General features: G+C 53.5%; 16 protein-coding genes, 1 tRNA gene and 1 rRNA gene. 4 read left to right on the top strand and 14 right to left on the bottom strand.

The window, feature by feature from the left end; translation table 11 throughout:
• Window positions 1–16: 16 nt before the first annotated feature.
• The 3 genes from trpS to LKH74_RS11605 form a co-directional block, all read right to left on the bottom strand.
• Entirely contained in the window at window positions 17–1036 is a 1020-nt protein-coding gene (gene trpS / locus LKH74_RS11595; protein ID WP_125576223.1) for a tryptophan--tRNA ligase, read from the bottom strand.
• Between the two features lie 325 nt (window positions 1037–1361).
• Entirely contained in the window at window positions 1362–3266 is a 1905-nt protein-coding gene (locus tag LKH74_RS11600; protein ID WP_287708443.1) for an Ig-like domain-containing protein, read from the bottom strand.
• A 356-nt stretch (window positions 3267–3622) separates the two neighbouring features.
• On the bottom strand, window positions 3623–4573 hold the full coding sequence (locus LKH74_RS11605; RefSeq protein WP_287708442.1) for an alcohol dehydrogenase catalytic domain-containing protein: 951 nt from the start codon (window positions 4571–4573) through the stop codon (window positions 3623–3625).
• A gap of 317 nt (window positions 4574–4890) precedes the next feature.
• On the opposite strand from LKH74_RS11605, the gene helD reads away from it, so the two are divergent.
• Window positions 4891–7197, top strand: a complete 2307-nt coding sequence (helD, locus tag LKH74_RS11610; protein ID WP_287708441.1) for an RNA polymerase recycling motor HelD — start codon at window positions 4891–4893, stop codon at window positions 7195–7197.
• Window positions 7198–7974: 777 nt separating this feature from the next.
• On the opposite strand, the gene LKH74_RS11615 is transcribed toward helD, so the two are convergent.
• The 5 genes from LKH74_RS11615 to LKH74_RS11635 all read right to left on the bottom strand — a co-directional run bounded on the left by LKH74_RS11615 (window position 7975) and on the right by LKH74_RS11635 (window position 13014).
• Window positions 7975–8436 (bottom strand): hypothetical protein, encoded by a 462-nt coding sequence (locus LKH74_RS11615; protein WP_287708440.1) that lies wholly within the window; start codon window positions 8434–8436, stop codon window positions 7975–7977.
• A 283-nt stretch (window positions 8437–8719) separates the two neighbouring features.
• The gene (locus tag LKH74_RS11620; RefSeq protein WP_135368788.1) at window positions 8720–8905 is read right to left on the bottom strand and encodes a hypothetical protein; all 186 of its coding nucleotides are present in this window, start codon (window positions 8903–8905) and stop codon (window positions 8720–8722) included.
• 44 nt (window positions 8906–8949) lie between these two features.
• A complete protein-coding gene (locus LKH74_RS11625; RefSeq protein WP_287708439.1) occupies window positions 8950–10131 on the bottom strand; it encodes a cation:proton antiporter in 1182 nt (393 codons plus the stop codon).
• Between the two features lie 233 nt (window positions 10132–10364).
• A complete protein-coding gene (locus LKH74_RS11630) occupies window positions 10365–11699 on the bottom strand; it encodes a dihydrolipoyl dehydrogenase family protein (RefSeq protein ID WP_287708438.1) in 1335 nt (444 codons plus the stop codon).
• A gap of 55 nt (window positions 11700–11754) precedes the next feature.
• Window positions 11755–13014: an MFS transporter gene (locus LKH74_RS11635; protein ID WP_287708437.1), complete on the bottom strand. Its 1260-nt coding sequence runs from the start codon at window positions 13012–13014 to the stop codon at window positions 11755–11757.
• 135 nt (window positions 13015–13149) lie between these two features.
• Between LKH74_RS11635 and LKH74_RS11640 the strand changes: the two genes are divergently transcribed.
• The 3 genes from LKH74_RS11640 to LKH74_RS11650 all read left to right on the top strand — a co-directional run bounded on the left by LKH74_RS11640 (window position 13150) and on the right by LKH74_RS11650 (window position 14860).
• A complete protein-coding gene (locus LKH74_RS11640; RefSeq protein ID WP_135368792.1) occupies window positions 13150–13596 on the top strand; it encodes a DUF3290 domain-containing protein in 447 nt (148 codons plus the stop codon).
• Between the two features lie 4 nt (window positions 13597–13600).
• Window positions 13601–14239 (top strand): DUF421 domain-containing protein, encoded by a 639-nt coding sequence (locus tag LKH74_RS11645; RefSeq protein WP_135368793.1) that lies wholly within the window; start codon window positions 13601–13603, stop codon window positions 14237–14239.
• 90 nt (window positions 14240–14329) lie between these two features.
• The gene (locus tag LKH74_RS11650) at window positions 14330–14860 is read left to right on the top strand and encodes an NUDIX hydrolase (RefSeq protein WP_135368794.1); all 531 of its coding nucleotides are present in this window, start codon (window positions 14330–14332) and stop codon (window positions 14858–14860) included.
• Between the two features lie 235 nt (window positions 14861–15095).
• Here LKH74_RS11650 and LKH74_RS11655 read toward each other — a convergent pair whose 3' ends face one another.
• The 6 genes from LKH74_RS11655 to rrf all read right to left on the bottom strand — a co-directional run bounded on the left by LKH74_RS11655 (window position 15096) and on the right by rrf (window position 22571).
• On the bottom strand, window positions 15096–18644 hold the full coding sequence (locus LKH74_RS11655; RefSeq protein WP_287708434.1) for a MucBP domain-containing protein: 3549 nt from the start codon (window positions 18642–18644) through the stop codon (window positions 15096–15098).
• Between the two features lie 157 nt (window positions 18645–18801).
• Complete coding sequence (locus LKH74_RS11660; RefSeq protein ID WP_287708433.1) at window positions 18802–19650, bottom strand: C39 family peptidase; 849 nt, start codon at window positions 19648–19650, stop codon at window positions 18802–18804.
• 12 nt (window positions 19651–19662) lie between these two features.
• Window positions 19663–20568: a C39 family peptidase gene (locus tag LKH74_RS11665; protein WP_287708432.1), complete on the bottom strand. Its 906-nt coding sequence runs from the start codon at window positions 20566–20568 to the stop codon at window positions 19663–19665.
• 336 nt (window positions 20569–20904) lie between these two features.
• Complete coding sequence (locus tag LKH74_RS11670; protein WP_287708431.1) at window positions 20905–21495, bottom strand: hypothetical protein; 591 nt, start codon at window positions 21493–21495, stop codon at window positions 20905–20907.
• An 804-nt stretch (window positions 21496–22299) separates the two neighbouring features.
• Window positions 22300–22372: transfer RNA gene (locus LKH74_RS11675), tRNA-Thr, on the bottom strand.
• 82 nt (window positions 22373–22454) lie between these two features.
• Window positions 22455–22571 (bottom strand): 5S ribosomal RNA (gene rrf / locus LKH74_RS11680).
• Between the last annotated feature and the right edge of the window lie 3 nt (window positions 22572–22574).

Here is a 22574-nt window from a genome sequence, read left to right on the forward strand (position 1 = left end):
CATCCCCCGTTTCAGCCTAGCCGAAGTAGTCGATGCCAATGGCGTGCCGGACTTCGTGTAACGTCTGGGCCGCCACTTGGTTAGCCTTTTCACTACCCTGCTTCAAGATATCGTAAACGGCGCCTTCATCAGCCGCAAAGGCCTCACGACGTTCGCGAATCGGTTGAAGCTTGGCTTGTAAGACTTCATTTAAGTACCGCTTAATCTTAACATCCCCGAGGCCACCGTGCTGGTATTGTGCCTTGAGTTCTTCAACGTGATCGCGGTCTTCGGCAAAAATGTCCAGGTAAGTGAAGACGGTGTTGCCTTCAATGTGACCCGGGTCTTCGATGTGGACGTGTTCGGGATCGGTGTACATGGACATGACCTTCTTTTGAATCGTGTCGGCACTGTCGCCCAGGTAAATAGCATTGTCCAAAGACTTACTCATCTTGGCGTTCCCATCGAGGCCCGGAATCCGACCTTGCCCCTTTGGTGGGAAGTAACCCTCGGGTTCTACTAGGATTTCTTGTTGGTAAATATTGTTGAAACTCCGTACGATTTCGCGCGTCTGTTCCAGCATAGGTTCTTGGTCTTCACCGACAGGCACCGTGTCGGCCTTGAACGCCGTGATGTCAGCGGCCTGGCTAACCGGGTAAATGAAGAAGCCGGCTGGCACACTTTCACCAAAGGCCTTCTGCTTGATTTCGGTCTTGACCGTTGGGTTCCGGTTCAACCGGGAAACGGAGACCAGGTTCAAGTAAGCCATCGTCAATTCATTCAGTGCTGGAATCTGGGACTGGACCAGAATCGTGGACTTAGCGGGATCAATCCCAACGGCCAGGTAGTCCAAGGCCACTTGCAACAGGCTGTGGCGAATCTTTTCGGGATCGCGTGCGTTATCGGTCAAGGCCTGCATGTCGGCAATCATGATGTACGTATCGTAGTCGCCTGTATTTTGCAGCGCCACCCGGTTCTTCAACGACCCGACGTAATGCCCAATGTGCAGTTTACCTGTTGGGCGGTCACCAGTTAAAATCACGTGTTTTTTACTCATTAAACGTATTCTCCTTTTCTAAAAAGGCGCCCCATTGGCCAATGCCAATAGGACGCTCCTGCGCGGTACCACCTAATTTGTGGCCATCTATGACCACCACTTTTGTCAATAACGGTGACACCGCGATAATTTATTATCGATTGGGTAAAACTTGCTTGATCCACTTCGACCGTAAAACCGTTTCAGCGCGGGCGGTTTTTCTCTGCGATTGGTCTACTTTTATCAAGCTCCATTCCCTTATTTTAGTGGTTTTCCAGCGTAAAGTAAACTGGTATCTTCTACAAAGATTTTTATAGTAAGTGACCGCTGACAATAACCGGAACTCTTAGGGGGCCGCGACAATATTCCAAATCAATTTCGTCGTATATACGCCCGGTTGCCAGGCACCCGTGTGCACGTTGAGGGTTAGTCCTTGACCTTGGTCCTTGCCGATTGAAGAAAGCACCTCATTATCTTTAGTCGTGACAACATCTCGTGCTTCAGTCGATAGCTGCTGCAGTGGTTGCTTATGCCCCGGATCAAAGCTTATCGTTGCGTTTAAAAATTCGCTCCCATTGCTTAGAGGGGCCATCTGGCGTAACGTAATTCGTTCGGCGGTCTTAACCCGGCGATTGTCCGTAATATCCAGCAACTCACTATCTCCGGTAGTGATACCCGGCAAGTTCTGGCCAAAGTTACGACTCGTTAATTCGCCGAAGCTGACGGCGTTTGCTTTGATGTCGATTTTACCATCAGTAAAATTCAGGGTCACCGCGTTACCCTTAAAAGTTCCCAGCGATTGGGGCGGCGTCTGTCCGTCGTATCCGCGCAGCTTAATACCGGTTTTGTAGCGGCCTTTCAGCATCGTTGGTACCTGAAAGGTGACGACGACCGTGTGCGTTTTTGTCTTGCTAAAGCTCCGATTCTGCACAGTATAAGTCTTATCGATGCGATTATCACCGACAACGGTATAAGTCGCCGGTTGATTGTCGACGCTGACGCGAGAAACAATCGCTTCTGGTGGTAAGTTAACTTCTAAATCACCTGTGTTGAGTTTCGACGCTGGATTTTGATCAGTCACTGTTCCAGTAAGCTGGCAGGTGTCGTTGGCAATGACCGCAATGTCAGTCGATTCGGAAAAATTCAACAAATCAGTTACATTATCAATGGCATTCGTGATCTTAACGCTGGGCTGCGTGCTGGGATTAACGTTCAGCGTTGCCTGACCCGTCTTAATCGTCGTAACCGTGTCCTTCTCGTCAGATTTAATCTTGACCTCAGCAAAATACCGATTGTGATTATCGGCTGGTGTAGCGGCAGGCACCGTATAGCTGGTCGCACGTTGATTGCTAACCACGGTCTCCTTACCAGCACTATCGATGCGATGCCAAATGACTTGTGTGGGGGCCTGATCAAACTTTCCTAAAATTTTAAACGTGGCAGACCGCCCTTCATCAACTGTTTGTGAATTCAGGCCATCACCAATCGTTATCTGCACACTGGCCGAAACGGCAGTACCATCGGTATTGGTCATTGTTCCCGTGATGGTAACGATGCCGGAATCCCGATTCTTATTGGCCGTGACCTGACCCGATTGGGCATCAACGGTCGCTAAAGCCGGATTAGAACTCGACCACTTGAGTTCCCCGGTGGCATCAGTTGGCGTTGGGGTGGCGTGCACGTAAGTTTGTTGAGCATCCCCTTGGTTGTTATAGAGGTAATTGCTGTCTGTCGTTACGTCCAATTTTTTTGCTGATACTGGACTAGGCTTGGTTGTTAGCTTGGCGACTCGTGAGTACCGATCTTTTTCAAACACCCATCCGTAGTAATGATAGTGCTGCTGATAGTACACCACTCCCGCTTGCTGCGGTGTGACTTTCAGGTTAGCATCCGTTGCTCCATTAACTTTAGCCCACTTACTCATGCCAGCTTTCAATTGGAACCATTGAATCGTCTGCTTGTCCCCAAAGGGCCACGGAACTGAACGATCAGCCGCTGAGCGCACAAGCGAAGTCCGCAATATTTTCTCATGTCCAACAACTGTGTAGCTATCTGCTGGCTGTAAATTAAATCCCGTTGTCCTATAGAATCCAAATATTCTCTGTGGCGCTGGACTTTCGGCACCAACACCTTGAATCGTCCCCGCCGCCAGCGCCACCTCACGCGACGGTTCAGTTAGCTGCCGAATCCCCATAGCGGCTAAGGCAATCAGCACCATCACCAACAGTCGCACTAGTCTTCCTACTATCATGATCAATGCCCCCTCCACCGCGTTTTCTGCGATTGCAACTTACTAACAACTATTCTTTAGCCGGGTTAGACGTTAATATTCTTCATTAACTTTCCCAGAAATGAAGATTCGATGCACCCATTTTCCAGTATCTCCCGGACACCAGCGACCTAGTTTTCGCTGAATACTCAACTTTTTTCGCTGACTGCTATCAACTAAGAATTTTGTCTAATCTCAGTATACCAGATTATCGCCCCTGGTCACCATTATTAGTGTAAATTATTTTAATTGTATTTTATTATAATCCGATTTATAAAAGGGCCGCTCCTCCATGGAAACGGCCCTTACTTCTATCCAAGTTGCTAGGTTCTACCACACTACGCCTGTATCGCAATCAACCGTCCGGTGACGCCACCTTGCCGCAGCTTTTCCAAGCCTTGATCAATCTGGCTAAAGTCGATGGTGGTCAGCGTCGGCTTCACGAGTCCCTTGGACAATGCATCGTAGCAAAAGGCAATGTCTGAATTGTCACCGCCCATGCTGCCGACGAGTTGGGCGCGTTTCATGATCAGGTCCCAGGTGCTGATAGTCGAGTGAAGAATGCCCATCCCCACCACGACGACCTTGCCGCCCGGCGCCACCACGGACAGCGCGTGGGCCGTCGTAGTGTCGAAGCCGGCGAAGTCTACAATCAAGTCAGGTGCAATCTCTTTCATTTCACTGACGTCATCAAAGATGGCCTTGCACCCCATGGCCGTGGCCATCTGCTTGGCTTCCGGCTTGGGGTCCGCGGCGTAAACGTCACAACCGGCCGCAATTGCCAGCTGGGCGCCAAAATCACCGATACCACCAATGCCCACGATACCGACCTTCATGCCGGCCTGAGCGCCACCGACACCAAAGATGGCGCGATGCGACGTCATCCCGGCATCCGTGGCCGCCGCGCCGTCGATGAATGAGACGTTATCCGGCAGCGGAATCAGCTCCGTTTGGGGGACGACCAATTTGTTGGCATACGCGCCGTCGACCACTCCGCCAATGGAGACCTGGGTGTCCGGGTCGATGGGACAGACCCCAACGCGGTCACCCGGCTTAAACTTGCTGACGCCGGCGCCGACCGCTGCGATGACCCCGGCACACTCATGCCCCAAGGTCACCGGTGGCTGAACCAAATCCATCCAGCCGGGATCGTCCATAATGGTGACGTCCGTGTGACAGAGACCGGATGCCTTGATGTCCACGACCACTTGACCGGCCTGGGCAACGGGATCGGCCACCTCAACCAGTTGCAGTGGTGCGTGGGTCTTCGTAAATTGCCAAGCTTGCATATCACTCATCCTTTCACCGATGTATTGCGGTAGCTAATTGCCTGAGCTATGTAAATGACACCTATTTTCACGAGACAACCGCTACCTTACACTCAGCGTACCATAAACCGCTCCAATCGTGTAAGCGTTTTCTTATGCAGCTGCACAAAATTCAACGCCCTCTCCACGCGCGCACATTTTAAAATGGCCCTAGCTCCGCTAACATTTCCCCAATCCCGCCTGTCCCACCGCATTCTCCAAGCTAGATTGATTGACACAGCTCCCAATAATGACTAAACTTGTTAGGCACTTTAGTCTACCCAAAGGAGGCGGTCGTTTTGACCACCAGCGAAGAAGCTCAGGAACAACAGCGCGTCGACCGCGTGAGTGATGAGATTGGCAAGCGCATTGATAAGACCGCTGCCGACTATGACGCGGCGCACCAAGAGCTGCGTAACGTGTTGAAGAACTATAGCGAAAACACCTCGGTCAACTGGTTTGAAGTCGATGACCGAATCGAAACCAGTGCCGAACTCCAGCAGCAACGGGCCTTAGTCTCGCGGCTGACAGAAAACCAAAACATTATTCAAGGACAACTCGATACCTTTAAGGAACTCCAAAAATCCCCGTACTTCGGCCGCATCGACATTCAAGACCCGGACGAAACACAGCCGGAATCCCTGTACATCGGGACCGCCTCGTTTGTCAACGACGATCAGGAATTTCTGGTCTACGACTGGCGCGCGCCTATCTCCAGTGTTTACTACAACGGGGTGCTGGGCCAGGTCGCCTACGACACGCCGGCCGGCCCGCAACAGACCGACCTCTTGAAGAAGCGGCAATTTCTGATCCAAGACGGCAAAATCGAGAGCATGTTTGACACCAACGAAACCGTGGGCGATGAAATGCTCCAGCACGCCCTGGGCGAACAAAATGACGCCACCATGCAAAATATCGTGGCGACCATTCAACGGGAACAAAACGACATCATCCGTGATACCAAAAGCGACCTGCTGGTAGTTCAAGGGGTCGCCGGTTCGGGCAAGACGTCCGCAATTTTGCAGCGCATTGCCTTTTTGCTGTATCACAGCCGGCGCGACCTCGAGGCGGACCAAATCGTCTTGTTCTCGCCCAACCGCCTGTTCAGTCACTACATCAGCGACGTGCTTCCCAGCCTGGGCGAGCGCAACATGCGCCAGGTCACCCTGGCCGAATTTCTCACCCAACGCTTCCAGGGGCTGAACGTCCAAACGCAATTTGAACGCTACGAAGCCGACCAACAAGTGCCGGTCAACCTGCCCCTGCGGCAATTCCGCGAAAGCGCCGCGATGATGACCGCCGTGCGCGATTACTGTCTGAACTGTACCGCCGACGACCTGAAGTTCACCGACATCCGCTTCAAGAGCCGCGTGTTCTTCAGTAAGGAAGAGATTCGCGACATCTATCGGCAGATTCCTCTGGCCGCAGCCCCCGCTGACCGATTGTTACGGACCAAAAACGTCCTGGAAAAACGGCTCAAGCACCGCATCGCCGAAGAAGCCAAGGCCGACTGGGTGCGCGACACCATCGACCAGCTCAGCGACGAGGATTACCACAATCTGTTGGGCGAAAAACACCTGGGGCAATTTGAACAACTCGATGACGAAATCGACTTCATCGCCCGGCAAATCGTACGGCGCCGGCTGCGGTCCGTGGACGATGCGATTTACAACGGTTACTTCCTGGACGCCTACAGCCAGTTCACCGAATTTCTCAAGCAGTGTCCGTTGCCCGCCGACGTGCCGGCAGCGGATTGGCAAACGGTCATCGACGGCTACCAACACGACATTGAGTTCCACCGATTGGCACTGACCGATGCCGCACCGTTACTGTATTTGCGCGATATTTTGACCGGCGGCGGGGCCAATCACCGGATGCAACACCTCTTCGTCGATGAGATGCAAGACTACTCAATGGCCCAGCTGATCTACCTGCAACACGCCTTCCCACGCGCCAAGCTGACGCTGTTGGGCGACAGCGAGCAGGCCCTCTTCAAGGCCGTGGAGGCACCGGAAGCCATCTTGAAAAAGCTGGATGCCGCGCTGAACGTCAAACGCGCCCGGCTGATCACGTTGCGACGGTCCTACCGCTCCACGTTGCCCATCACGACGTTTGCCAAGGCCTTGCTGCCCGACGGCGACCAAATCGAGGCCTTCAACCGGCCCGGCGACCTGCCTAAGGTCATCATCCGTTACGACACGGCGGCCGCATTCAAGGCCTTGGCCCACGAATTGACGGTCGAGCTCGCCACCAACGGGACCGTGGCCATTCTCACCAAGAGCACGGCCGAAGCCAAATACGTTTACCAAGAACTGCACCGCGACTTCGACCTGACCCGGCTGACGGACACCGACCGTTCTCTGCCGAAGGGCGTGGTGGTCCTACCCATCTATCTGGCCAAAGGCTTGGAGTTCGACAGCGTGATTGCCTACAACGTGTCGGCTGACAACTACCCCGACGAGCAACTGACCGGGACGCTGTACACGATTGCGTCGCGGGCCATGCACCACTTGACGTTACTGTCGATTGGCCCCGCTTCCCCGCTGATTGCCTCCGACAAGATCCCCGCGGCCGACCTGACTATTGAACACGAATTTCAGAATTAAAGGTTGAACCTAAAATTAACGCGCTGATTGCCGTAATGACAGTGTTTTGACACCTAAGATTGGTGAAACCAGGTGCCTGCGTCAGCCAGGGTTCCGCCTGCTCTGGGGAACACCTCCAGCCTGAGAAGCGGTCTTCCGGTTCGCTTGAAAGCCTGGCAAAAACCGGCCAGTCTCTCAAGTCGTCCCGCGCTGTAACCTGGCAAACAACGCCAGGTAACACCGCCGACACAGCTGGCTCCACCCTGGCTGCCTCCGGCAAAGTTGACAGCTATCAGTAACACTGTGTTAATGATAGACTCAACGTAGCTATTATCTGGGTTTAAGACGATTACTACTGGCAAGGACTACCGTAGTCAAGAGTTCGCTAAATATGGGTTCAGCCGCTTGAAAAGCGTGTGACGACAGGCGGTTAACTTCCTAGCAGTGTTAAGCGGAGAACCCGTTGCCTGTTGGCACACGTTTCGGCCATGAGGCCATTTTGAGACGAGTTTCTCGGCTCAAAGCGAGGCGTCGAGATCGTCCTTTGGCCCGGCCCAGCGTTCCAACCCATATTTGGCGAACAGTAAGCGGCCAGTTTGCATTGTGAGGCTGATCCGACTATTTTTGACGCCACGAGTTGCATGATACCAGCAATTCCAGTCGATTTTCGTCTTTCAACCTTCAGTTTCAGAATTAATTTGTTACACCAAACGGCCTCCCACCTAATTGCGGTGGGGAGCTGTTTTTTCGTTTGAATGAATAGATTAGTTGGTGCTGGCCGCAAGCAACGCAGCCCACCTATTTCAACGCATTGGGCGTCTTAATCGTGGCAAAGGCCGCCTTGCGCACGTAATTGTCGTATCCCTTGTAAAAATGCAACTGCTTTTTAGTCGCCTTCACCTTATAAGTCAGGCGTTGGCCGTCGAACTGGACCGTGCTGCCCTTGGGTGAGTACTGAATGCCGGATAGCCGGTAAACGTGCTTGCCTAACGACTGGTATTTCAACTTCTTCAAGCCATAACCGGGTAGCCGATAATAGCGCGCGCTGGCGGTATCGTAGCCGAACAGATTGCCAGTACTCTTGGTCTTGCCGTACGTGATGTAGGCCTTATTATCGGCCTTGCCGTTGTAGTACCAGGTGTGGCGCATCACTTTGGGCGTGCCGGTGTGCCAGGTGGCGGCCTGCGCGCTGGTCAGGCTGGTCGCGGCTAGGCCGAAACTAACGGCAGCCAGGCCAATCAAAAAATAGGGTTTACTCATGGTGTTTTCTCCTCCAAATCCGTGTGCGAATCATCCCGCATTTAAATTTACGCGTCTTCCCCCTAGAAAGCAAGCGTGATTATTAACTGATTGAACAAATCCGTTTAACCGCGCGCACCCAGAAATTGCCCGGCAACCATATCAGTCGCCGTTCACAACCATTCTCGGGTTAAAACGAAAATCGTTGACGCCGGCCACTAACTTCGGTAAGGTAGGGTTAACCAATCTAGAACCCGCAAATTGGAAAAGGCGTCCGGGAGGCATCCCAGGCGCCTTTTCTAACCTAACGTGGACTATCGAGTAAACAGTCAACGATGAGGGCAATCCCAATACAGATGTCGCCGACCGTCAACCACCAGCTCACGGTAAACGCCGTGCCGATGATCAAGAAGCCCATCCCCACCAATACCAGCAGACACCCTAACCAAAATTCAATTTGTCGATAAAATAACCGATTAAACCGCATCATACTCCCCTACCCTTTGCAAAATTTCTAAGTGTTCCCCAACACTGTTAGACGGCCTGTTCCGGGCGTCCCGTCGGCATGTGTTTCAATGCCTGTTTCAATAATAATGGCGCTAAGACTGTCGCTAAAATAATCACTAAAATCATGGCGGAGTAGTCGCTGCCGCCTAGCAGACCGGCCTCATGGCCAATCTGGGCGGTGATCAGTCCCATTTCACCACGGGCAATCATCCCCGTACCGATGACGGTACTGCTGAGATTGCTAAAGCCGCTCAACCGTGCCCCAAGGCCACAGCCAATCAGTTTGGTGACGCAGGCCAGCACCGTTAGGATGACGATGATGCCCAGGTTTTCGACCAAGTGATCCAGGGTCATATTCAACCCCACACTAACGAAGAAGACCGGAATGAAAATGGCGTTGCCCAGCGGTTCAACGTGATCGGCCAAGACGGCGCGATACGGCGTGTGAGCGACCGCGATGCCGGCAAAAAACGCGCCAATGGCCCCACTTAAGCCGACGATATCGGCGATCCAAGCCATCCCCAGACAAATCACCATCGACATGATGGTCACGCTGGACGGCACCACCAGACGCTCACTCAGATGCATCAGGTACGGTGCGATCCATTTGACCAGCGCGTACGTGCCGACGAAGAAGACGACCTGTTCCACCAAGACCAACGCCAAGGCGGGTTGACTCCCCGCCGTTTGGATGCCTTGGCTGGCCAGCAGACTGATCATCAGCGATAACAGAATCACGCCAATGATGTCGTCGGCGACCGCAGCCCCCAAAATCGTGGCCCCTTCACGCGTGGTCAACGCATGGTATTCCTTTAACACGGCGACCGAGATCGACACAGACGTCGCGGAAAAAATCACACCAATGAAGAGGGATTCCAGTGGCGTAAAGCCCCACCACCAAGAGGTCAGCCCCATCAGGGCAACGGGAAAAATCACCCCGGAGGTCGCAACGACGATCGCCGGGCGCAGATATTTCATCAGTAACTGCAGATTGCTCTCCAGCCCCCCGAGAAACATCAAAATCACGACCCCGATATCGGCAAATAAACTGACCAAACTGTTCAGCTGGACCCAGTTCAATAATGCCGGTCCCAGAACAATGCCGACCAGCAATTCGCCGATCACGGCCGGGACGCCCAACCGGTTCGACAGGTTCCCTGCCAAGGTCGTCAGAATCAAAATTAAACACAGCGTTCCTAAAAATGCCACGCGGACCCCTCCTTCTTTTAGTCTAATAAATTCTATCATACGCCAAATCCGAGTAACACAAAAGCACCACCTGACAATTCCAGGGGTGCTTCTTTAATTTTATGGGTCTATTCTATCTTTTATGGATAATCATTGTAACGTTGACCTAAGCGGACGATCACGAGCCAACAGGCGGCGAGACCCATCCGCCCGCAGCGTTCTAGCACAGCCTACGCGTAACGGTAGGAGCCAGGCTAGTTAAAGTAAGTCAGGTCAGAGGCCAGCGTTGGGTAGGCCAGAATGGTCTGGTTGATATCCGCCGTGCTCATGTGGTTTTGAATCACGAAGTCCAGGTAATTGATGACTTGTTCGGCTTCGCTGCTCAACACGGCCGCTCCCACGATGTTGCCACTCTCCTGATCCACGACCACTTTGATTCTGGCGGCCGGGTCAGCTGTCCGTTGGTAGCTGTACCAGTGGGTTAGGTCCAGATCATTGACGTGATACTTCTCCGGTTCCGCAATAGCCTCGGCGGGAGTCACGCCCAACTGGGCCAATTGCGTTTTGCCGTAAACGACCGACGGGATGACCGGGTAGCTGATCGGGTCAGCCGCGCCGTTGGTCAGCGTCGCCGTCAGGTAGCGGCCTTCATAGCCGGCCACCGGCGTTAATTTTGGCTGAGGCCGATCGACCACGTCGCCCAAGGCAAAGACGTGGTGATTGGTGGTCTGTAGCCGGTCGTTGACGGCAATCCCGTGCGGCGTGGTGACCACGTCGATGCGTGCCAAATGCAGGTCGTCGATCACCGGCGTCCGTCCAGCGGTGGAAAAGACCAGGTCCGACGTCCAGGTCTCGCCACTCGCCGTCGTCAGTTGATACTGGTCATCAACGGCGACAACGGCGGTCACGTCCGTGTCCAATTTCACGTCCACACCCTCGGCCGTCAACCGGTCCATCAGGTCGTGGACCAGGTCGCCGTCAAAGGCCCGCAACGGCCGCTGGTTGTGGTGGACCAAATGAACCCGACTACCGGCCGCACTGGCAATGGCGGCCAGTTCGACGCCGACGTAGCCCGCTCCAATCAAGGTGATATCGGCTGGTAACGTGTCCAAATCTAAGAAGTCGTTGCTGGTGCGCAATAGGTCCTTGCCTGGAATGTCGAGCAATCGCGGTTCTTGGCCGGTCGCAATGATCCAGTTGGCCGCGTTCAGTTGGTCCTCGCCTACGGTCAAGGTGCCATCGGTATTGAAACCGGCCGTCCCGTGAAAGGTCGCAATACCCGCGGCTTTGAGGCCTCCCAGGGTCCCGGACGGAATCTTTTCCGTGTAAGCGCGCTTCTTAGCCATCAACGCGCGCCAGTCAATTTGCGGCACGCTGGTCAACCCATGACCCTGCAAGGCTTCACTGCGGCCCTGAGCTTCAACGGCAGCCATCAGAATCTTCTTCGGGTCACACCCGCGGTTTGGGCACGTGCCACCCCAGAGGTCCTTTTCCACGACCGCCACGTTCAGGCCGTGGCCGTGTAATCCGTACGCCGCCGCTAAGCCGCCGGGGCCGCCACCAATAATCACGACATCAAATTCTTGCATCGTTTCACCCTCCATTTCGTCTCATCTACGCCTTCGAGTTTAGCACGAAAACGACTTAACCTCGCTTAATTTGCTCCGCGGCCTCGTGATGGTGGACTAAGAGGTAGTTGAACCCGATGTAAAGCATGATGACGATACCCGTGATCAGGTAGACGGGCCCGGCTGGAAATTTTTGAAAGAACACGCCGTACGCCGCGGTCCCTAATGGTAAGGCCAGCTGCATCAACGTGCTAAAGGTCGACCCGACGCGGCCCAGCAATTTGGTTGGCACCGTCATTTGCATGTACACGGACATTGGCGTGTTGACGAAGGCCAGGATAACGCCAGAGAAAAACGATAAGACAATTAAACTGCCAATCAAAATGGCGGCGCGCAACGGTGCGATGAAGCAGATGCCCATCACAGCGATGATACCACCTAACATCAACGATAGTCGTAAGATGGCCAGCAACACATTTTTAAACCGCGGCAGGACCGTTAACACCAGGTTGCCCAACAACACCCCACCGGCCACGGCACTCAGTACCCAGCTCAACCGCGCGTTGCCCAGATGTCGGGTCTGCACGATGGCGTACGGCAGGCCGACGTCAATCGACGCCAATAAGAAATTCAAAAAGATGCCCAAGATAACCACGGACTGCAAGGTAAAATGGGTATGGATATAGTCCAGGCCCACCTTGAATTGGGCCCACTGCGACTTGGGCGCACCACTGTCGATGGCATTGGCCAGCGGATGGAAGCGCATGCTCAACGCAATCAGCCAGGTAATGGTTTCCACGCCGAGTTCCAACCGGACGATGCCCTCGAACCCAATCCAGGCGTACAGCGCGGCCGCAACCAATGGGGAGATCAGCTGAATCCCCGCCATCGCCGCTTGTTCAATGGTCGACAGGGTCTTCACGTGGTTGTCGTTGACCAGCTCGTGGACCGAGGCCATGTAGGTGGTGGACGTGACCTTGTCCGCGCTGGCAATCACGGTCAGCACGACGATGGCCAGGACCATTTCGTTACTCACATGGGGCGCCAACAATGCATACACGCCGTAACTCAGAACCACGATGCCCCGACTCGTCAGCAGCAGTGGCTTGTGCCGGCGACGGTCGACCAGGTTACCGACGGGCATGACTAGCAATAAGCCAACCAGCGGATAGATGATGGAGCCCAGGCCAAAGCTAATAGCCGAATGCGTCGTGTGTAGCAGCATTAAGCCCAAAGCAAAGCTGAAGACATCCCCACCCAACGTGCCAATGATATCGCTACTGGCCGCCTTGACAATTTGAATGATCGACTGACGATTGGTGATTTGCCCGTCCATCGCGACACCCCCTCATGATAATTGTTCTAATTATACTCTCATAATATTTTAATTTAAAGACTGTTTTCATCATTTCCCGCACATCAGGCATTTCGTGATAAAATAACCCCTAGAAACAATTGAAGGGAGTACACGATGACATTCTATACTTATGGATACCTTACAAATCATCACAGCAACTGGCAGTACCTGCGAATTGCCTTGATTATCGCGCTACTGGCGGTCTTCATCGGCCTATTCATCACCTATCTGCGGCACAGCTGGAACGTCAAATATAAAGATATGAGTATCATCACCGGCACGTTATTGTTGCTCGTTTTGGGCTTTCAAATCAACAGTCTGGTCTCCTTGCGTTCGGCTACCGAACAGACCAGTGAGATCACGGGCATCGTCAAAAACGTGGCCAAACAGCTGGACGTCCAGCCCAGCAAGCTGGCGGTCAACGCCACGACCACGAACAATAACCTGTTGATCAAGGCCCCCAGCGGCTATTACCGGTTAGCTTACAATGCAGACGGCTCCGCCTACGTGGTGGAACGCGTTCAGCTACAGCGGCCCAAAGTCACCATCGTAAAGGAGTAACGGTATGTTTGTCTATTCAGATGTCTTCATTAAATTACTAGTCGGCTTCATTTTTATGACGCTGCTGATCAACTTCTCGGGCAAGGGCAACCTGGCGCCGACCTCGGCCATCGACCAGGTCCAAAACTACGTCTTAGGGGGCATCGTCGGCGGAGTCATCTACAATTCCGCCGTCACCCTGATTCAGTTCGTCATCGTCTTGTTGATCTGGTCGCTCCTGATTTTGGTCACCCGCTACCTGAAAATTCACGTACGCGCCGTGGGCAAATTCATCGACGGTGGCCCCATCACCGTGATCCGCAACGGCCAGCTGTTGGTCCACAACTGTCTGAAGGCCAATTTATCGGCCAAGGAGATTGATTTCAAGTTACGAACAGCCGGCGTTTATCAAATCAACGACGTCAAACGGGCCATCGTCGAGCAAAATGGCAGCCTCACCGTCCTGCGCCAGGGCGACGGGTCCATTCGCTACCCGGTCATCGTGGACGGCCAGATTGACTACGACGTCTTGGAATTGATGAGTCACGACGAGAACTGGCTCTTGGCTCAACTGAAACAACACGGCGTGGCCAACATTCGGGACGTCTACATGGCCAAATACGAGAATCACCAGTTTGAAATTACGCGTTACGAACAGGAGTAGTCGGTATGGATTTGGCGGTTATTTAATTTAACCTTCAACCTTTAACCCTAAAAGTGGTACGCTAGGATTAAAGCTAAGGAGATGACGCGCATGGCCGCAGATCGGTTAAGTGAATATTGGGACGTGTATGACCGGCGACTCCAGCGTGTGGGCCAGCAACAGCGTCAGGACCCCGTGCGCCCGGGGTGTTTTCATTTGGTGGTCGACGCCTTTATTTTCAATCCCGCCGGTGAGGTCCTCTTGCAGCAGCGCTCAGCCAATAAGCTGAACTTTCCCAGTTGTTGGGACTGTTCCGTCGGCGGCTCCGTCGTGGCGGGGGAGACCATTACCGACGCCATGCACCGGGAAATGACCGAGGAATTGGGCCTCGACCTGCCCGTCAGTCCGGCCGACAACTACCTGCTCCAGCCCCATTCGCATTGGATTGAGGCCTGGTTTGCCTTTCAAACGGACCGGCAGCTGGCCGACTTCACGATTCAACACGAGGAGCTCCAACGCGTGGCCTACTTTGACCTGGCCACCGCCCATGACCACCTGAACCAAATCGGTTTTAACGCCTACACTGTTGAGTTGCAGCGGGCGTGGGAACATGTACATGAACCATTAAAAAAACGTGCTTAGTCGTTGGACTAAACACGTTTTTTAAGTCTATCTAGTGATGTGTTTCGGGTCGTTGCTCTCCTGACGAAAGGCCGCTAGGAGAGAGCCAAACCAGTGTAGCGGCGTAAAGGCCACTGGGCCTCGTTTCGGTTCGCTACGCATAAAGGGGTCTCCTTCCTACTCGTCTATAGCTGCTAAAGACTGGCTAACGAGTCATGTTCATTTCGCAAATACCTTCTATTCCGTGGTTGTTGCCCTAGTCATGGTCGCGACGCTTCTTCCAGCCACTCAGGGTAAAGGCCGCTAACAAAGCGCCGAACCAAGCCAACTTGGACTTCTGTTCGCCGGTCTGCGGTAAGGCCCCTGAGCCGTAACTGGATCCGGAGCCACTGCCGCCGTTGGTGTGGCCGTAACTGCTGCCGGAACCACTGCCCCCTGAGTAACCACTAGAACCAGAACCGCCGCCGTAACTCAGCCCACTTGGCGCGCTGCTACCGGCGGAACTGCCGGTGCCATCAGTCAAGTCGTCATCGGCAGACCCCGTGATTTCTTGATCTGCGGCATCATCATCGTCCAGCCCCGTTTGACCAGCTGACCCGCCAGTGTGGTCTAAATCAGTGCCGGTCGTGTTGCCATTACCATTGCCGGAGCCGTTGCCCGTGGTACTGTCATTGCCGGTGGTGTTGCCACTGCCTTGGCTGTTGTCCGTGGCGTTGCCGGTGCCATTGTTGTTGCCTTGGCCGTTACCGGTGTTGTTGCCATTACCATTGCCTTGGCTATTGCCGGTGTTATTGCCATTGCCGTTACCTTGGTCATTACCAGTGTTATTGCCATTGCCGTTCGTATTTCCATTACCAGTGCCGTTACCGTTGTTAGACCCGGAATTGTTGCCATTTCCGTTGCCGGTGTTCCCATTCCCGGTGTTGTTGCCGCCACCGTTCGTGTTCCCACCAGTACCGGTATCATTTTGGTCTTCATTACCGGAACCGTTGCCGCTGCCATCAGAGCCGTTACCGTCTCCACTGCCGTTAGAGCCGTTACCATCGCCACTGCCATCAGAGCCGTTACCGTTTCCACTGCCGTTAGAACCGTTGCCGTCCCCACTGCCATTGGAATCGTTGCCGTCCCCACTGCCGTTAGAACCGTTGCCGTCCCCACTGCCGTTAGAACCGTTGCCGTCCCCACTACCATTAGAACCGTTACCGTTTCCACTGCCGTTAGAGCCGTTACCGTTTCCACTGCCACCAGAGCCGTTGCCGTCTCCACTGCCGTTAGAGCCGTTACCATCGCCACTACCGTTAGAGCCGTTACCGTCTCCGCTACCACCAGAGCCGTTGCCGTCTCCACTGCCGTTAGAGCCGTTACCATCGCCACTACCGTTAGAGCCGTTACCGTTTCCACTGCCGTTAGAGCCGTTGCCGTCTCCACTGCCATCAGAGCCGTTGCCGTCTCCATTGCCGTTAGAGCCGTTACCGTCTCCGCTACCACCAGAGCCGTTACCGTCCCCACTGCCGTTGTCGCCGTCGTTTCCGTCAGAACCGCCGTCGCCACTGCCAGCACCGTCGCCACCGTCGGATCCACCGTTACCACCAGATCCGCCAGAGCCACCGGAACCATTGCCACCGCCTGGCTGGCCACCGTTGCTGTTACCACCACCAGCGCCGCCTGTGCCTGGTCCGGTTACGTTACCATCGCCACCTTGGCCCGGCTGGTCACCGCCATCACTATCGCCGTCACCTGTGCCTGACTGGTTATCGTTATCATCCCCGTCACCAGTCCCAGCGCCACCAGACCCGCTACCGGAACCGTCACCAGCGCCTTCATCGCCACCAGTACCAGGATTTCCACCGTTGCCGCCACCTGTGCCGGGGCCAGTTACATCACCGCCGTCGTTGGTATCGCCATCGTTGCCATTGTCGGAACCGTTGTGGTCGCCGCCACCGTTCCCGTCGCCAGAACCGTTGTGGTCATCCCCACTGTTTCCGTTATCAGAACCGTCGTGGTCGTCTCCACCGTTCCCGTTATCGGATCCGTTGTTGTCGTTTCCACCGTTTCCGTTATCAGAACCGTTGTTATCGTTCCCACCGTTGCCGTTATCAGAGCCGTTGTTGTCGTTCCCACCGTTCCCGTCGCCGGAACCATTGTTGTCGTTTCCACCGTTCCCGTTATCGGAGCCGTTGTTGTCGTTCCCACCGTTTCCGTTATCAGAACCGTTGTTATCGTTCCCACCGTTTCCGTTATCAGAACCGTCGTGGTCGTTCCCACCGTTTCCATTGTCAGAACTGTCGTGGTCGTTCCCACCGTTTCCATTGTCAGAACCGTCGTGGTCATCCCCACTGTTTCCGTTATCAGAACCGTTGTTATCGTTCCCACCGTTTCCATTGTCAGAACCGTCGTGGTCGTTCCCACCGTTTCCGTTATCAGAACCGTTGTTGTCGCCGCCGTTCCCGTTATCAGAACCGTCGTGGTCGTTCCCACCGTTCGTATCGCTGCCGTTGCCAGCATCGTGACCATCGTCCTCGTCATCCCCGTCGTCAATGTCCGTGGACGCGACTTCAAAGACGTGGGTCACTTCCTGTTCCGTTTTGGTAAAGGAACCGGTTAGTTCACCTTTCGTTTCCTTGTAGATGTACCCGTCAATATCCTTAGGCTGCGCATCGTAATTTTCTCCCAGCGCACCGACTAAGACGTCATCTTCACCGATTGTTTTGCCTGCCGTATCAACGTAATGAACCTTCACCGGCGCGGCGTGACCTTTCGGCTGGTACTGTTGCACAAAGGTCCACAGGACGCGGTCTGGGTTTTGTGGATCACGAATTTCCCCCAGCATGGCGAACCGGTCATGACTGTCTTTCAGATTGGTCAGCTTCCCATCCGTAAAGTTATCCCCGTCCCGGACGCTTTCAGGCACATGAAGCTTGTCGTAAACCAATCCTTTTTGGCCATCCGGTTTGGCTTCCCCACCGCTAAAGTGGATACGGTAAAATGGCATTGTCGAAATCAGGTCTCCAGTATCCTTATTCCGCGTCTCTTCCGCATACATCGGCACGGCAAAGCGCTCGAGCGGCTTCATTTGATACTGTTCCCCTTCCCGGGTATGGGTACCGTTGACCAGCTGACCGGTCAGCTTGCTATCCACATAAGCCGAAGCATCTGAGATGAACTGGTTGTCGCCGTTGAAGCTTTCCAAATGCAGCTGACTCAAAATACTGAAGTCTCTGATCTGACAGCCGCTCAGGTCCAAATTCTGCAATTTCATCATCCCCGCCAACGGCTGGATATTTGACAACCGGCTGTTCATCACCTTCAACGTCCGCAAATTACCCAAATCTGCAATCGGATTCAAATTAACGACATTCCCTTTGGGCATAACGTGTGGGTGTTCACCATAATGGTTGTTCCCCTCATCGTCAAAATTGGTAGCTGCCCCGTCTAAAATCAACGTGTGTAAATTTTTTGCCTTCTCTAAGCCTTTCAGACTGATCGGCAGGCGGTCTTGAATGCCGCTACCCACGACCGTATCCTTATCGACAATGATTTCTTTGATGCTGGACATGTATGCCCCCTTGATGTCGCCTTCCTTCTGGATGTTCTTTCCCTGTTGCTGAAGCGTTTTCAATACGATTTTTCGCAAATTTGGGCTGGGCATCCATTCAAAAACTGAGGTCTCTTTGCGAGTGACGTGACTGTACTTATCGTTATCCGTTGCGTCGGCGCTGGCCTTGGGTGATTCCAAGAGCATCCCCGTCCCCACGAGGGTTGCTGCTGCCGTCAGCCATAAAGTGGTGCGTACGTTTTGTGCCATGTTGATTCTCCTCCAAAATAATGATGTCTATAATTGCCTGTTGTTCTCTCTCCGATAATCAATATCCTATCAGGTTAATAGACAGAAGAGAATAAGTTCTTGATTGCACAATCAAAAAAGGAACCCCCGCCTTTGAACGGTGATTCCACAACACGGCCTAACGGACCGCAATCGCCCGCGAGTGGCGGGATTGGTACACTTTCATAAAATTACGCGTCCCAGTCCAATAAACTTTATTTGGCCACGACTTTTTCATGTACGGATCAGCGACTAAGAATTGGCCCCGCCGATACCCAACCAGGGTCAAAACGTGGTACGGCCGGGCACCCTGCATCCGCCAAGCACCCGCAAAAATCACGGCATTGCCGCGCTTGATCTCTTTGATCAATTGATTTTTCGTAGCGCCAGAAATATTGGCGGCGCGGGCGTCATATGTTTTGGTATAGGCCGTTAGGGGCTTGGGATAAATCGTCCGCGTTTCTCCGGGACGACTCTCCGTGTACGGGTTGCCCACGAAGCCGCGACTGGGAGTCTTAGCCTTGGGCATCTTGGTAATGATGGTCTTGAGCGACGTTTTGCGCGCAATCCCCTTCACCGACAAGGCCATTTTCAAGCTCGCTGCTTCACAGGCATTGGGGGCGTAAAGCGGGTAGAGCTGGCTGGTGTAGGTGTAGGGTAAGACGAACTGTTTAGGCGTCCGCAGGCCCTTTTGGTTCAGCCAGCCATACACGTGCCCGCGCCGGGGGATTTGCACGTAGGTCGCTTGACCTGCCCGGGCCACCTGGTCGATTTGAACCAGCTTGCCCTTGAGCTTACCAGTCTTCCGAACGGCCTTAGCCGACTTGGTATACGGTTGGTTCCACAAACGCCAGCCGGCACTGCGAACCACCTGCGAGACCCGTGAGCGTCCGGACTTAGGAGCCGTGGTCTGCGCCTGGGCAGTCAGACCCCCGACCAAGCCCAGGCCGATTCCCAAACTAGCCAGCAACGTGATGATTTTTTTCATTTTTACGCCTCCTTATTCGACCGCAACGGCGAAATGCTTGTAGTTATAGCTGCGGGCAAACTTCTTCGCACTGACCCAATACTTGCCGTGGTTCGGATCCGCCACGTGATAACCGCCCTTGCGATACCCGTCCAGCAACATGACGTGACTGTTGTTGATGCCGGTCCCCCAGAAGTAGTGACCGTATTGGGCTTTGGCAAAGTGCAGCGTCACGTAAACGACGACCGGATTGTGCCGCCGTAATTGTGCGCGTAACTGACTTAACTTGGCGCCGCTAATGTTCTTCACTGGCGTGTAGGTGTTGCCCCACTTCGCCAGCGGTTTGGGAAAGATGGATTGAAACACGCCCGGCGTGACCTTGTAGGGACTCCCGGCAAACCCATTATTCGGATTGTTATTTTTACTGCGTGGCAGGTGCTTCATGAAGGCCACCAGCCCGGTCGATTTCAAAACGCCCTTGTAGTGCAGTCCCTCCAACAGACTCGCCGACTCGCAGCCCATCCAGGCTTTGACGGCCTGTTGACTGATGTAGGGTGCGCCCAATTTGACCGTTTTCGGCGTCTTCAAATAACGGTGCCAGACCCAGCCCTTGGCCGTTTGCTTGGCGCCTAAGGCCTTAACGTAGTAGTAGCGGTACGTTTTGCCATTGGCTTTTTGCACCAGCGCAGACTTGCTGATTTCCCAAGCCGTGTGCTTAAAGTTCTTCAGCTGGTGTGTCGCGCGCAACGTCAACGCCCCATTGCTAGTCTGAAACGCATACAAACTGCCAGCCGAGTTACCCGTGACCTTGCCAAATTTGGCGACCTTTTTCTGCGACACGATGTGCTGCGTCGTGCTGGCTTGCGCAGACACCGCCCCGGCCCCCAAACTCCAGGCCCCGGCAATTGCCAAACTCAATGCCATGATTTTAAACTTCATTTTCCTATCTCCAATCTGCTTTAACTCTGACATATAGTTAAAGTATACAGCGGGAAACCTTCGGAATACAAGGATTGTTAGGATATTAATGGGTTCGACCGATGGTAATTTAACGGGTTATTTAGCATGCAGAATACCTTCATCTTTGACCGCGCCAGCCCACCAGCGTCAGTAATGATCAAGTATTCCCCGCTGTTCCGAAAGAGAGTGAGACAGACAAATGGCGATTGAACCGACTGCTCTTTGGTGCACGTTTCAGCTATGTAACGGTGACGCCAAAAGAGCCTGGGATTGCTTTGTCCCAGGCTCGTTGCCAGATATGCTTAATAATGGTCGTTACCCTTCAATCGCGGCTTGTACCGCTTGCCGTTCGGCGTCCGCCTGCCAATGCCCGTTAGCGCCGGAATAATGGCTTAACTTAAACACTCGCCGCGTAGCTGACTTGCTTAACGTGTCAAAAACGACATTGCCTAACGCAATCAACTTAGCCGTTTGCGGAATGCCTAAGTCAGCTAAGTGTTGTTCTAAAGCCTCAACTTGGGCTTTCCCTGGTTGAACCGCCGTACTGTCACTGTTAATAGTCGCATCTAAATCCGTCATAAACGCGCCCCACATCTCAGTATCATATAGCGCCGCTGCCAAGCGATAGTCCATGCTCCGCTTCGGTCCATGGAAGCTCAAAAATGGCGCCTGCGGATCACGGTCGACCTCGGCATTACCGCGATTTAACCCGACGATCACATACTTAGTGGTGGCCAATTGTTGCGCTAAATCTTTTGACAACGCTGAAGTTGGAAAATAGTTTGGTTGATAAACCTCACCAAAACGTGCTTCAACGGTTTGGGGATCCTGTCCCGCTACAGTGGTCGCGTCTGGCGTGGACCAAAACGCCCAACTATCTAACAGACTAAACGGTAATTTTTGCATGTGTGCCGACTTCCTTTCAGAGATTAATTCAATTGAACACCCTTATCATAGCAAATCACCCTGACACAACATGTCGTTTACGACCACTCCACAAAATTATTTTAAAAAGGTTCATCAGTGTCCCCGCATCTTAAAGTAGCACATCAACACGCCCTCTAGTTCCACCGGATTCCAAGCTAAGTCGTCATGCCAGTGATGTAACGATGTAACTGCTGACTAAAATACCGATAACCAGCTTGCGCAACTGCCGGTGCTAATCGGCGATCGACACTGGCACCGTCATAATTAAAGCGTAAATAATAAGCTTGCTCATCCGCTAAACGCCACTACAAGATCCGGGCCCAATCTAATTGCCTGACTAGTGCGCGTTTCGTCAGCGGTACCCAGAGTCGGCGTCCATTCCAAAGTTGGTGCCTCGTCCCGTTATCGGCCGTAGTGGCATTGCTAAATTGATGGGCACCCAACCCATGTCGGCCCGGTAAGCCACGAAACCTCATCGGTAAAACCGCCATCTCCCCACAAAGTAACGGCAAGAGCCGGACAAGCCCAGTTGTTTGACCAACGCTTGTAAGCGTACTGCAAACTAGCTAACACGCGCTGCATCAATTGTGGCACCGTCTGCGTGGTACTGCTGATGTCTCCTTGTCTAAAATGGATTCTAATGTTTTCCAGTGGATTGTAAAGAAACGCGCCTGGGAGGTTTTATCCCAGACGCGTTTGCTTCACCCTTACATAGCTGAAACGGGCACCAAAAGGGTGCTGATTCCGCTTTTCTTTATAAAGACATTCTAATTTGTCCTGATAAGCCGCTTATTGGATTTGAACCAACGACCTCTTCCTTACCATGGAAACGCTCTACCTCCTGAGCTAAAGCGGCATACTCTTATTATCACCGATTTTAGGTACGGTGACAACCTGACTGTACAAAAAAAGAACCCAATCACTGGGTCCTTTCAGTCGCGTGGCAACGTCCTATCCTCGCAGGGGGCGATCCCCCAACTACTATCGGCGTGCTAAAGCTTAACTTCCGTGTTCGGCATGGGAACGGGTGTATCCTTTAGGCTATCGCCACCACACTA

The sequence above is a fragment of the Levilactobacillus sp. genome (assembly GCF_022646225.1).
Classification (GTDB): domain Bacteria; phylum Bacillota; class Bacilli; order Lactobacillales; family Lactobacillaceae; genus Levilactobacillus; species Levilactobacillus suantsaiihabitans.

Bases quoted from the DNA above. Each gene is read 5' to 3' on its own strand.
- trpS (WP_125576223.1), bottom strand. From the start codon at position 1,036: ATGAGTAAAAAACACGTGATTTTAACTGGTGACCGCCCAACAGGTAAA.
- LKH74_RS11600 (WP_287708443.1), bottom strand. From the start codon at position 3,266: ATGATAGTAGGAAGACTAGTGCGACTGTTGGTGATGGTGCTGATTGCC.
- LKH74_RS11605 (WP_287708442.1), bottom strand. From the start codon at position 4,573: ATGCAAGCTTGGCAATTTACGAAGACCCACGCACCACTGCAACTGGTT.
- LKH74_RS11615 (WP_287708440.1), bottom strand. From the start codon at position 8,436: ATGAGTAAACCCTATTTTTTGATTGGCCTGGCTGCCGTTAGTTTCGGC.
- LKH74_RS11620 (WP_135368788.1), bottom strand. From the start codon at position 8,905: ATGATGCGGTTTAATCGGTTATTTTATCGACAAATTGAATTTTGGTTA.
- LKH74_RS11630 (WP_287708438.1), bottom strand. From the start codon at position 11,699: ATGCAAGAATTTGATGTCGTGATTATTGGTGGCGGCCCCGGCGGCTTA.
- LKH74_RS11635 (WP_287708437.1), bottom strand. From the start codon at position 13,014: ATGGACGGGCAAATCACCAATCGTCAGTCGATCATTCAAATTGTCAAG.
- LKH74_RS11640 (WP_135368792.1), top strand. From the start codon at position 13,150: ATGACATTCTATACTTATGGATACCTTACAAATCATCACAGCAACTGG.
- LKH74_RS11645 (WP_135368793.1), top strand. From the start codon at position 13,601: ATGTTTGTCTATTCAGATGTCTTCATTAAATTACTAGTCGGCTTCATT.
- LKH74_RS11650 (WP_135368794.1), top strand. From the start codon at position 14,330: ATGGCCGCAGATCGGTTAAGTGAATATTGGGACGTGTATGACCGGCGA.
- LKH74_RS11655 (WP_287708434.1), bottom strand. From the start codon at position 18,644: ATGGCACAAAACGTACGCACCACTTTATGGCTGACGGCAGCAGCAACC.
- LKH74_RS11660 (WP_287708433.1), bottom strand. From the start codon at position 19,650: ATGAAAAAAATCATCACGTTGCTGGCTAGTTTGGGAATCGGCCTGGGC.
- LKH74_RS11665 (WP_287708432.1), bottom strand. From the start codon at position 20,568: ATGAAGTTTAAAATCATGGCATTGAGTTTGGCAATTGCCGGGGCCTGG.
- LKH74_RS11670 (WP_287708431.1), bottom strand. From the start codon at position 21,495: ATGCAAAAATTACCGTTTAGTCTGTTAGATAGTTGGGCGTTTTGGTCC.